The organism is Metabacillus rhizosphaerae (assembly GCF_037201795.1).
In the GTDB taxonomy this organism is placed as follows: Bacteria; Bacillota; Bacilli; order Bacillales; family Bacillaceae; genus Metabacillus; species Metabacillus rhizosphaerae.
This window is the reverse complement of the sequence record NZ_CP147403.1, coordinates 4,893,176-4,905,850: the sequence shown is the minus strand read 5'-3', so window position 1 is coordinate 4,905,850 and position 12,675 is coordinate 4,893,176. Positions and strand designations below refer to the sequence as shown.

The following is a 12,675-nucleotide window of genomic DNA, read 5'->3' as shown; positions in this document are numbered from 1 at the left end:
AGGAACACCAAATGTTCGATTTTATTAAGGATAATTTAATTTTAAATGATCCAATGCTTATTGGGGCTAACATTTCCATCTTATTATCTGTGATTGGGATCGTATTTATCTTAACGTACTTTAAAAAATGGAAGTGGTTATGGACAGAGTGGTTAACAACTGTCGACCACAAAAAAATAGGAATTATGTATATTATTGCCGCTATTGTCATGCTTTTCCGTGGTGGTGTTGATGCATTATTAATGAGAGCCCAACTGACTGTTCCTAATAATGAGTTTTTAACATCACATCATTATAATGAAATTTTCACAACACATGGTACTATCATGATTATTTTCATGGCAATGCCTTTTGTTATGGGGCTAATGAACGTCGTTGTTCCCCTGCAAATTGGAGCGAGAGACGTAGCATTCCCATATTTAAATGCTTTGAGCTTTTGGTCATTTTTCTTTGGAGCAATTTTATTTAATATTTCGTTTGTATTTGGTGGATCACCAGATGCAGGTTGGACGAACTACGCTCCTTTAGCAATTGAAGGTAGTACTGGACCAGGAATAAACTATTATTTACTCGGTTTACAGATTTCAGGGATCGGTACACTTTTAACTGGTATTAACTTTATTGTAACAATCATTAAAATGCGTGCTCCAGGTATGACGTTACTTAGAATGCCAATGTTTACATGGACATCGCTTGTAACTGCTTTTATTATCGTATTTGCCTTTCCGGTATTAACTGTCACACTAGCGTTAATGACATTTGACCGTATATTTGGTACTCATTTCTTTACGTTAGCTGACGGAGGTATGCCGATGCTTTGGGCAAACCTATTCTGGATTTGGGGACATCCTGAAGTATATATTGTTATCTTGCCAGCTTTCGGTATTTTCTCTGAAATTATCTCGGCATTCGCAAGAAAAACATTATTTGGTTATAAATCAATGGTTATTTCAATCGTGACGATTTCCTTCCTAAGCTTCCTAGTTTGGGTTCACCATTTCTTTACAATGGGTGGAAGCGCAGCGGTTAACTCTGTGTTCTCAATCACGACAATGGCCATTGCGATACCAACAGGAATTAAAATCTTTAACTGGTTACTAACACTTTATAAAGGTCGGATTGAGTTTTCTGTACCAATGCTTTGGTCTGTCGGTTTTATTCCAACCTTCTTAATCGGAGGAGTTACAGGGGTTATGCTTGGTATGGCAGCTGCTGATTTTCAGTACCATAACAGTTACTTCCTTGTTGCTCACTTTCACTATACATTAATTGCCGGAACAGTATTTGCTTGCTTCGCAGGGTTTGTATTCTGGTATCCAAAAATGTTTGGTCATAAATTAAATGAAAGACTTGGAAAATGGACGTTTTGGTTCTTTACGATTGGCTTTAATGTTTGTTTCTTACCGCAATTCTTATTAGGATTTGATGGTATGCCAAGACGTGTATACACTTACGGTCCAGAAGATGGATGGACTGGATTAAACGTTATATCAACAATTGGCGGTATTGGAATGGGGATTGCCTTCATGATCCTTGTGTATAACGTATATTACAGCTTCCGTTATTCTAAAAGAGAAACAACAGGAGATGTTTGGGGAAATGGACGTACACTTGAATGGGCTACAACAACTGCGGTTGCTCCACATTATAACTTTGCAGTTGTTCCTGAAGTTAAAGGTTATGATGCATTCTGGCTTATGAAACAAGAGAAACAAAAAGAAAAAATCGAATATAAACCAATTCATATGCCAAGTAACGCAGGAACACCTATTGTTATGTCAGCTTTCTTCTTTGTTGCAGGTTTCGGATTAGTCTTTAAACTTTGGTGGATTGCTATATTAGGTGGAATCGGAGTCCTAGCATGTTTAGCAGTTCGCTCTCTTCGCTCACATAAAGAAGATGAAGGTTATTATGTCAGTGTGGAAGAAATCATAAAAACGGAAGAGAAAAAGGAGGCGTGATTGATGGCACATGTAAACGAAAATATAAGTCCTGACACGCCCTTGGAATATCAGTCTGGAATAGGTAGACTGAATATCTTTGGATTCTGGATCTTCCTGGGCGCTGAAATGGCTCTATTTGCTACAATCTTTGCAACATTTTTTGTACTAGATGGCCACACAGGCGGAGGTCCTCTGCCTAGTGAGCTTTTTGATCTTAAGAACACATTAATCATGACATTGCTATTGCTAACAAGTAGTTTTACTAGTGGATTAGCGATTAATGAAATGAGAAGGAAAAACGTTAAATTAATGATTGTTTGGATCGTGATTACATTATTGTTCGGTTTAGGTTTTTTATATATGGAAATTACTGAGTTCATCCATTTAGTACATGAGGGTGCTACTCTTGGTACAAACGCATTCTGGTCAGGTTTTTACTTTTTAACTGGAACACACGGACTTCACGTATCACTCGGTATTGGATGGATTATCTTAATTGTTCTTCAAGTTATAAAAAGAGGTTTAACACCAGATACAGCTAAAAAGGTATTTATCTCAAGTTTATACTGGCACTTTTTAGACTTTGTATGGATCTTTGTCTTTACAGGTGTTTACCTATTAGGGTTGGTGGGATCATGACAAATAATACAAGTAATCATAACCATTTTCCGTGGTCACAAGTTATTGGTTTCATCTTATCAATTGTTTTAACATTTCTAGCGGTTTGGCTGGGCCTATACACGGACTTACCATTAAATACAATTATTATTATTGTATTCGGCCTTGCATTTCTCCAAGCTGCTATTCAGTTATTTATGTTCATGCACGTATCTGAAGGCGAAAGTGGTGTTTGGCAGGTAGGTAAGATGATATCTGCAGCATTAATTGCAATCATCATCGTTGTAGGAACAGTGTGGGTTATGACATCTATGCACTAATAATAATACGAAAACCCGAGTAAGGACTAAGTGTTCTTCACTCGGGTTTTTTTATACTACCGTTAAATTAAACTAGACAGTACATATTGTGTGTTTAATTTATATATGATATATTAAATTCGAGATTGCGCAAACGATTTCATAAAGTTTTTTAAATATGGTGAAGAACCTTCAAAGAGATATGCTATTTATTACATTCTAGATTTGCGCAAACGTTTTCCTCGAAGCGTTATCTCATTTTAATCAGGTTTAGAATAAAATATAATATTCAGGGTAGAATTGAGTCGAAATCTGTAGCGCTAAGATATTGAAAAAATAAGGAATTTTGGTTCGAAAAATTTCTTATATTATACCACAACTTAAATGGATAATTCTTTCCTTTGTTAAGGAGGTTGCTATGATCGTTACAATCAAAGATGTCGCAAAAGAAGCAAATGTAGCACCATCAACTGTCTCGAGAGTTATTTCAAATAGCCCACGAATTAGTGAAAAAACGAAAAAACGTGTTCGGGAAGTAATGGAACAACTAGGTTATCACCCTAATTTTCAAGCTCGTAGCCTAGCTGCTAAAAGCACTCAGGCAATTGGTGTGATTATGCCTAATTCTGCTTTTCATGCATTTCAAAACCCCTTTTTCCCCGAAGTATTAAGGGGAATAAGCACAAATGCACACACTAATAAATATGGTATTTATTTATCAACCGGATCAACGGAGGATGAAATCTTTGAAGAGGTCACCTCTATGGTTCAAGGAAGACGAGTTGACGGAATTGTTCTCCTATATTCTCGGGTGAACGATAAAACGATGAAATTTTTACAAGAAGCAGATTTTCCTTTTACAGTAGTTGGAAGGCCTGATGAAAATGAAGAACGAGTTACGTATGTAGATAACGATAATATTTTTATTACAAAACAAATTACGAATTATTTAATCAAGTTAGGCCATAAGAATATTGCCTTTGTTGGTGGTAGTCTAGACTTTGTTGTCACAATTGATCGATTAAATGGTTTCAAATTAGCTCTAAGTGAAGCAGGAATTCCATTCAATGATGAATACTTAGTCAATGAAGAGTTAATAAAAGAAAATGGTAAGAAAGCTATTACCGCACTCATGAATTTGCAGTCACCACCAACAGGGCTCGTTACTCAGGATGATTTAATAGCTTATGAAATAATTAGTCACCTTGAAGATATGAAGATTCGTGTTCCTGATGATGTATCAATTGTTAGCTTTAATAATTTATTGCTTTCTGAGCATTCAAAGCCATCAATTACGTCAGTTGATATAGCGATTTATCAACTTGGATTTGAGGCAGCAAAGTGTTTAATTGAAATCATAAAAAACCCGGATTTGTTACCTAGGCGGATTACAATTCCTACGAAAATCATTGAGCGTAAATCTTGTGCAAATAATAAGAATATCCCAATGTAACAGATATATATATTGAAAATTTTGAGAGTAGATAACTGAACCCATTCGTAAGAAAGAGAGGAAACAATAAATGAAAAAAGTATGGTGGAAAGAAGCAGTCGCATACCAGGTCTATCCTAGAAGTTTTATGGATTCTAATGGTGATGGTATCGGTGATTTGCAAGGCATGATTTCAAAATTAGACTATATAAAAGATTTAGGAATTGATGTCATTTGGATTTGTCCAATGTACAAATCACCTAATGATGATAATGGTTATGATATTAGCGATTATCAAGATATTATGGGTGATTTTGGAACAATGGCAGACTTTGATCAATTATTAGAGGAAGTTCATAATCGCGGGATGAAGCTCATTATTGACTTGGTTATTAACCATACGAGTGATGAACACCCATGGTTTATTGAATCTCGTTCATCCAAAGATGATCCTAAACGTGATTGGTATATCTGGCAAGATGGTAAGGAAGGCAAGGAACCTAATAACTGGGAAAGTATTTTTAGTGGTTCTGCTTGGAAATATGATGAAAAAACCCAACAATATTATCTTCACCTCTTTTCAACAAAGCAACCAGATCTTAATTGGCGAAACAAAGAGGTGAGAAATTCTTTATACGAAATGATTAATTGGTGGCTTGATAAAGGGATTGATGGGTTCCGTGTTGATGCAATTAGTCACATTAATAAAGAAGAAGGCTTAGAGGATATGCCAAATGAGAAGGGACTAAAATATGTTCCATCTTTTGATAAGCATATGAATGTAAGTGGAATTCATAAATATCTTCAAGAATTAAAGGAAGAAACCTTTTCTAAATACGATATTATGACAGTTGGAGAAGCAAATGGCGTGAAAGCAGAGGATAAAGAAGACCTTGACGAGTGGGTAGGTGAAGAAAAAGGAAAATTCAACATGGTGTTCCAATTTGAGCATTTATCGTTATGGGATGCAGGTAAAAAGAAAAAGCTAGACATTGTTGAATTGAAAAATGTTTTATCAAAATGGCAAAAAGGTCTTGAAAACAAAGGATGGAATGCTCTTTTTATCGAAAATCATGATCAACCACGCAGAGTATCTACCTGGGGAAATGATACTCGATATTGGTATGAAAGTGCAACTGCACTTGGGGCGATGTACTTCCTTATGCAAGGAACACCGTTTATCTATCAAGGACAAGAAATTGGAATGACGAATGTAAAGTTTAATTCCATTGAAGATTACAATGATGTTGCAGATAAAAATATGTACCGAATTAAACGTGAGGAAGGCGTGGCACATGGGGATATTATGGATGTAATCTGGTCTTCAAGTCGCGATAATTCAAGAACACCGATGCAATGGTCATCAGAGCAAAATGCAGGTTTTACAACTGGAAAACCATGGCTTGGTGTGAATGAGAACTTTAAAGAAATAAATGTAGAAAATCAACTTCAAGATGAGTCATCAGTGCTTCATTTTTATAAAAAAATGATTCAACTTAAGAAGAAAAATGAAGTATTCACCTATGGAAACTATAATTTGATTCTTGATGATGATCCGCAAATTTATGCGTACACACGTACAATGGATAATGACAAGGTTGTTGTGTTCTCAAATCTATCGGAGGAAATAGCGACTTGGGATGATGTATTGGATTTCTCTGTAGGTTCAGATGACTTATTGCTAGCAAATCATGCTGTACTTGACCACGACTTAGTTAGTAAGTTTACTCTAAAACCATATGAAACTAGAGTATATCGAATTAAAAAATGATTGATTTAATGAAGGTGTATCACATTTAGTGGTATGCCTTTTTAATATGGTATTGGAACTAAATTTATTTTTAGAAAATTATGTAAAAAGTCCTCTTGTTAAAAATAATGGAACTAGTTACAATGAAACTAATTATATTAGTTTTAAAACTAATTAGATTAAAGGGGAGATTTTTTATGAAATTATCAAAGGAAGAAACTGTATATCAACTTACATTTTTACCAGGCTTTTTTCCAGTGAATTGTTTCGTAATTGAAGAGCAAACAGAGCTTACGCTAATTGATACAGGGATACCGAGCAGTTACAAAGGAATTTTACATGTAATTGAAAAACTTGATAAGCCACTTACGAACATTTTATTAACACATTCACATGTAGATCATGTTGGTGCCTTAGATGAATTGAAAAGTAAATTCCCTCATGTCCCTGTTTCCATCTCTACTCGTGAAAGTCGGTTACTAAAAGGGGATAAAACATTAGACAGAAATGAGTCGCAAATACCAATCAAAGGCGGAGTTCCTAAAAGTCTTAAAACAACACAAGCTGATTGTCTGCTAGAAGAAGGAGACCGCATTGGATCATTACAGGTTATCGCAACTCCAGGTCATACGCCCGGCTCAATCTCTTTCTTTGATACTCGTAACCAAGCATTAATTGTCGGTGATGCGATGCAGACAAGAGGAGGAACCGCGGTAAGCGGCCAAATTGTTCCACTTTTTCCGTTTCCTGCATTTGGCACATGGGACAAAGAACTATCAATTGAAAGTGTAAAAAAGATTGAAAAATTAAAACCTAGCTTATTGGCAGTAGGACATGGAGAAATGATAAAAAAACCAGAACTCCTTATCCAAAAGGCTATTCAGAAAGCAGAAAAAAATTTTGTAACAGGCACGAAATAGAAATAAAGAAAGGTTGATTAGAATGGCACCGAGAATCGGACTTAATTTACAAACAATCTTACAAACAGCTACTCAAATTGCTAATGAAGAGGGTGTTGAAGCTATAACATTAGCAACATTGGCAAAAAAACTATCGGTACGACCACCATCTTTGTACAACCACATTGATGGCTTAACTGGTCTGCGAAGAAAATTAGCTATACACGGAATGGATGATCTTTATAGCAAGCTAACTCAAGCTGCGATTGGAAGATCAAAGGATGAAGCAGTCCATGCAATTGCGGATGCTTATGTTGCATTTGTAAGGGATCAACCTGGATTATATGAGATAACAATTAGTACATCTGCTCTGGAAGATACAGAGATTCAATTAGCAGGTCAAAGAATCGTTGATTTAACAATTCAAGTTTTAAATGGATACGGTTTAGAAGAAAATGCAGCGCTTCATGCTGTTCGTGGATTAAGGAGCATTTTGCACGGATTTTCTTCTCTTGAACAAAAAGGTGGGTTTGGTTTGCCTCTTGACCTTGATATTAGCCTCCATTTATTAATTGACAGTTTTTTAGCTGGAATTGACAAGATGAAAAAAGATTCATAACGTAACACTGTAATGGGGGAGATTGGAATGCTTTTATTAAAAGCTAGTAATTTAGGATTTCGGTTTGTTTTAGAACTATGTGCATTAGCAGCACTTGGTTATTGGGGTTTTAAAGCAGGTCATGGTATCCTTTTGAAGGTTATATTAGGGCTTGGAACACCATTAGCAGCTGCAACTCTTTGGGGATTGTTCGGCTCTCCGGCTGCACCCTTCAAAGTCGGTGTCCCAATTAGACTATTATTAGAGATTGTGATCAATGGTGCAGCAGCTTTCGCATTATATGCTTCAGGCAAAGCTTCATTAGCTGTCACTTTTATTGTTGTCGTTATTATTAATAAAGTCCTAATGATTGATTGTTTGGGAACAGTGAAGAAGAACAGGGAGATTTGACGGGTTTTGTCGAATAGTCGATAAAATGAAAAAATCGAAGATAATTCATCAAATTCGAAGATAAATTAATAAAATCGAAGATAAAAGACCCATAATCGTAGATAAAAATTTATCTTAAACCTCTCATTATATAAAATGCTTTCCTTGTGCATGTCCATCTAGGGCTATGATAAGATAAATGGATCGACATGAAAGGAAGGTTTGGCATGAATCAACAAGATTTTACAAATGGAAAGATTGTAAAGCAAATCTGGTTTTTTTCACTGCCAATTATGCTTACAAACTTGTTGCAAGTATCCTATCAATTTATCGATAGCTTGTGGGTTGGTAATCTTCTTGGTGCAAATGCTCTAGGGGCTATTGCCGTTTCTAGTACGGTGATTTTTACAATTTTATCGTTCATTATTGGAATAAATAATGCAACTTTAACGATTCTATCACAGCAAAAAGGTCAAGGGAATGAGAGTGGGCTTAAAAGCTATATTAATGCATTTGTTGTGATATTAACTATTTTATCTGTATTGTTAGGTATCATCGGCTATATCTTTTCTGAGATGATCGTAGAACTTCTTGGTACTCCTCAATCAATGATCAAAGAGGCAACGGCGTATCTTCAAATCAATTTCATCGGAATCTTATTTTTATTTGGCTACAATTTCATCGGTACAGTCTTAAGGGCACTAGGTGATAGTAAAACACCGATTCGATATGTTGTTATTGCAGTTATTTTAAATGCGCTTCTCGATCCAATATTTCTGTTTGTATTCAAGCTTGGAATTGAAGGTGCAGCCTATGCAACGATCCTTTCGCAAGGTATTGCTTTTTTATATGGTATTTTCGATACGATGAAGCGAACGCTTATCCCGTTTATTTTACCTAAGCTACCGAAAAAGGATGAAGTCGTGACGATTTTGAAGCTTGGAATTCCATCAGGCCTACAAATGACCGTCATTTCAGCTGGTGTGATGGCAATTATGAGTGTTGTCAACTCTTTCGGGAATGATGTTGTCGCAGGATTTGGTGCTGCCCAGCGTCTTGATAGTGTCATTATGTTACCAGCTATGGCGCTTGGTACAGCTGTTAATAGTATGGCTGGACAAAATATCGGGGCAAATAAAATGGACCGTGTTCACCAGATTGCTAAATATGGAGTTTTGATCAATCTTTTTATTATGGTCTTTATAAGTATTCTGGTTGTTATATTTGCAGAAATCGCGATTAGGCTATTTATTAATGAAGAAGCCGCTGTTCAATTCGGAATGAGATACTTACAAATTATTGCCCTATTTTATCCGTTTTTAGGGATTAATTTTATCTTAAATGGTATTGTCCGCGCTGCAGGTGCAATGTTTCAAGTATTAGTTCTTAATGTGATTTCCTTTTGGATTCTTCGCTACCCACTATCTTTTTTATGTTCAGTTTGGTTGGGAGAAAATGGGGTTGCAGTAGGAATGGGACTAAGTTTTGTGATCAGCAGTGTGATTGCATATGGTTATTATAAGTTTGGTAAATGGGATAAAATAAAGGTTAGTAAAGTACTGTGAAAATAACACTAACTCCATCTGCAAATTTTCTAAAAATTAGCGTTTACAGTCTTGACAGTAGGCAAAATACTCGGCATAATAGTAAAAAATCGATGAACGTGTACGGAGGAATAGTAAGCGGGACTTTTAGTACCAGAGAGTGAAGTTTATTAGCTGGAAGACTTCATAACATAAAAGCCGTCGAACCTACCTCCTGAGTCCTATGAAAACATAGGCGTGTCCCTGACGTTAAAAGGGTAAAGTGGGATGTGATTGAAAAATAGATAAGAAGGTTTAAGTTTTGGTACTTAGATTTTCGTGTCTAGCTCCAGCGCCAAAGCTTCGAAGCACAGGACGTGCGAGTGCAGTCAATGCGACAGGACGTCGCGTTTTAACTGCCTCTAGGGTCTAGCCACTAATGAAATGAAGGTAAAGAACACCTTCATTTCATTAGCGTCTTATGCTTGTCGGAGCTGAACAAGGCGCTTCCGCATTTCTAATTCACATTCAATAAAGGTGGTACCACGGAAGCATAGCTCTTTTCGTCCTTATTTTTAGGGATGAATAGGGCTTTTTTGTTTTAATTATGCATGGGATGTATTTAAAGAAAAATAGTGGAGGAAAGAGATCATGGAAAAAAAGCGGATTGTCGTCAAGATCGGTAGTAGCTCGTTAACAAATACTAAGGGTCAAATCGATCAAGAGAAATTTTCAGACCATGTTCATGCAGTGGTAGCACTACGTGAAGCGGGTCATGAAGTACTGCTTGTGTCATCAGGTGCTGTCGCTGCTGGATTTTCTCGGCTAGGATATCCAACACGACCGATAACATTAAAGGGTAAGCAAGCAGCAGCTGCGGTGGGGCAAAGTCTACTTGTCCAATCCTATATTGAACAGTTTGGTCAATTTGATATCATACCAGCGCAAATTCTTCTAACACGAAATGACTTTTCAAAGCAGGATCGTTATAAAAATGCTTATGCGACAATTACAGAGCTTTTAGAACGAGGAATTTTGCCAATTATAAATGAAAATGACACGGTCTCTGTTGAAGAGTTGACATTTGGTGATAATGATATGCTTTCTGCGCTAGTAAGCGGACTTATTCATGCCGACCAGCTTATTATTTTAACAGATATTAATGGCTTATATGATTCAAATCCTCGGACAAATCCTTTAGCAAAAAAAATTGACTATCTACCTGAGGTGACAGAAGACATGCTTGCTGCCGCTGAAGGTGCCGGAACAAAGGTAGGAACAGGCGGAATGAAGTCAAAATTAATGGCTGCTAAGACGGCAATTTCATTAGGTGTTCAAGTATTTATCGGCTTAGGGAAAGGAAATAACAAGCTAATAGATATAATCGAGGGCGCTGGAAATGGAACCTATATTGGAAAAAACGGATTAACTTCTATTAATAATAGTAGACAATGGATTGCGTTTCATTCGGAAGTATCAGGCAAAATATACGTTGATAAAGGTGCAGAGGATGCACTTTTATACAATGGAAAAAGTCTACTTCCGGCAGGAGTCTATGATATTAAAGGTTCATTTCAGAAATGTGATGTTGTTGAAGTGGTGGGACCAAATGGGTTGCTAGGTAAGGGTGAGGTTCTTTTTTCTTCTGATGAGTTAAAAAAATTCATGGGGAAACGAAGTGAAGAGCTAAGTAAAGACGAGGTTTTATCATCAATTGTTGTGATACATCGAAATAAATGGGTAAAAGCATAGGAGGGAATAAGATGAGTGAGGTATTACTAAAGGGAAAAGCAGCAAAAACAGCAAGTTTTATGATGGTCGGCATATCAACAGAGGAAAAAAATGAAGCGTTGGGGAAAATCGCTGATCAGTTACTTGTAGATCAAGAGTATATCCTTGAAGAAAATCAAAAGGATCTTGAAGCTGGAAGAAAAAATGGATTATCAGAAAGCGTATTAGATCGCATCATGCTAAACGAAAAACGCATTCTTGATATGGCAGAAGCGATACGACTTTTAATTGATCTAAAAGATCCTATCGGTGAAACACTCGAAACGATTCATAAAGACAATGGTCTGCTTATAAGACAGAATCGCGTACCACTGGGTGTAATCGGGATGATTTATGAAGCAAGGCCTAATGTGACAATTGACGCGGCAACACTTACACTAAAAACAGGAAATGCTGTTATTTTAAGAGGAAGCTCATCTGCACGTTTTTCAAATGAGGCACTTGTTCAGTCGATTCATAAAGCATTAGAAATAAGCAAGGTACCAGTAGATGCTGTCCAATTAATTGAAGATACAAGTAGAGAAACAGCAAAAGAACTATTTCACTTAAAGGAATATTTAGATGTCTTAATTCCACGTGGTGGTAAGAATCTGATCGATACAGTGGTTAGAGAGGCAACAGTACCTGTTCTTGAAACAGGAGCTGGAAACTGTCATGTGTTTATCGATGAATCAGCTGATTATCAGATGGCTGAAAGTATTGTGATTAATGGAAAAACTCAACGTCCTTCCGTATGTAATGCAATTGAAACAATTTTAATCGAAGAAAAATGGTTTGCACAACATGGTAAGGATTTAATTGATACGTTAAATGACCATGGTGTTGAAATTTATGGGGATAGTGTAGTAAGTAGTGTGTTTGGTACTGCGAAACTAGCAACTGAAGAAGATTGGTATACCGAATACTTGGCTCTTTCCGTAAGTATTAAGGTAGTCAAAAGTGTGGAAGAAGCTATTAACCATATTAATAAGTATGGAACAAATCACTCAGAAGCAATCATCACAGCAAGTGAGGACCGTGCAAATAAATTCCTAAATAAAGTAGATGCTGCAGCTGTGTATCATAATGCATCAACACGTTTTACGGATGGCTCTGAATTCGGATATGGAGCGGAAATTGGCATTAGTACACAAAAGCTACATGCTAGAGGTCCGATGGGATTAAACGCGTTAACTTCAAGTAAGTTTTTCGTTTATGGAACAGGCCAGATTCGTTAATAAATGATAGTCATGATTGATTGCGAGCTTAACCTAGAATAATTAGGTCTAGCTCTTTTTTGTCGTTTGGGAAATTATAAATTTCATGTAATGCAGATAATACTTAATCTTACAAAACAGGGTAATAGTAGTAAACCTCAGGTTAATGGTAAAATAATAATAAAACTAAATCTAAAATGTTTCATAAATAATGATTAAAGGGATCTCAAATTACA

The 12,675-nt window shown here is 36.3% G+C and carries 11 protein-coding genes; all 11 read left to right on the top strand.

What is annotated here, in order from left to right:
* Positions 1-11 precede the first annotated feature (11 nt).
* On the top strand, positions 12-1,961 hold the full coding sequence (gene qoxB, locus WCV66_RS23600; RefSeq protein WP_338787073.1) for a cytochrome aa3 quinol oxidase subunit I: 1,950 nt from the start codon (positions 12-14) through the stop codon (positions 1,959-1,961).
* 3 nt (positions 1,962-1,964) lie between these two features.
* Complete coding sequence (qoxC, locus tag WCV66_RS23595) at positions 1,965-2,582, top strand: cytochrome aa3 quinol oxidase subunit III (RefSeq protein WP_338787072.1); 618 nt, start codon at positions 1,965-1,967, stop codon at positions 2,580-2,582.
* Positions 2,579-2,881, top strand: a complete 303-nt coding sequence (qoxD, locus tag WCV66_RS23590; RefSeq protein WP_066324895.1) for a cytochrome aa3 quinol oxidase subunit IV — start codon at positions 2,579-2,581, stop codon at positions 2,879-2,881. Before qoxC ends, qoxD begins: the two co-directional genes overlap by 4 nt.
* A gap of 397 nt (positions 2,882-3,278) precedes the next feature.
* Positions 3,279-4,313: a LacI family DNA-binding transcriptional regulator gene (locus WCV66_RS23585; protein ID WP_066324897.1), complete on the top strand. Its 1,035-nt coding sequence runs from the start codon at positions 3,279-3,281 to the stop codon at positions 4,311-4,313.
* A gap of 70 nt (positions 4,314-4,383) precedes the next feature.
* Positions 4,384-6,063 carry an alpha-glucosidase gene (locus WCV66_RS23580; protein WP_338787071.1) on the top strand — a complete coding sequence of 560 codons (1,680 nt, stop codon included), beginning with the start codon at positions 4,384-4,386 and terminating at the stop codon, positions 6,061-6,063.
* A 176-nt stretch (positions 6,064-6,239) separates the two neighbouring features.
* Positions 6,240-6,962, top strand: coding sequence for an MBL fold metallo-hydrolase (locus tag WCV66_RS23575; protein WP_338787070.1), 723 nt, complete (start codon positions 6,240-6,242; stop codon positions 6,960-6,962).
* A gap of 22 nt (positions 6,963-6,984) precedes the next feature.
* On the top strand, positions 6,985-7,560 hold the full coding sequence (locus WCV66_RS23570; protein ID WP_066324909.1) for a TetR/AcrR family transcriptional regulator: 576 nt from the start codon (positions 6,985-6,987) through the stop codon (positions 7,558-7,560).
* A 27-nt stretch (positions 7,561-7,587) separates the two neighbouring features.
* A complete protein-coding gene (locus tag WCV66_RS23565) occupies positions 7,588-7,950 on the top strand; it encodes a YrdB family protein (protein WP_338787069.1) in 363 nt (120 codons plus the stop codon).
* A gap of 206 nt (positions 7,951-8,156) precedes the next feature.
* Positions 8,157-9,494: an MATE family efflux transporter gene (locus WCV66_RS23560; protein ID WP_338787068.1), complete on the top strand. Its 1,338-nt coding sequence runs from the start codon at positions 8,157-8,159 to the stop codon at positions 9,492-9,494.
* Positions 9,495-10,103: 609 nt separating this feature from the next.
* Positions 10,104-11,204 carry a glutamate 5-kinase gene (gene proB, locus WCV66_RS23555; protein ID WP_338787067.1) on the top strand — a complete coding sequence of 367 codons (1,101 nt, stop codon included), beginning with the start codon at positions 10,104-10,106 and terminating at the stop codon, positions 11,202-11,204.
* Between the two features lie 11 nt (positions 11,205-11,215).
* Positions 11,216-12,460 carry a glutamate-5-semialdehyde dehydrogenase gene (locus WCV66_RS23550; RefSeq protein WP_066324926.1) on the top strand — a complete coding sequence of 415 codons (1,245 nt, stop codon included), beginning with the start codon at positions 11,216-11,218 and terminating at the stop codon, positions 12,458-12,460.
* The last annotated feature ends 215 nt before the right edge of the window (positions 12,461-12,675 follow it).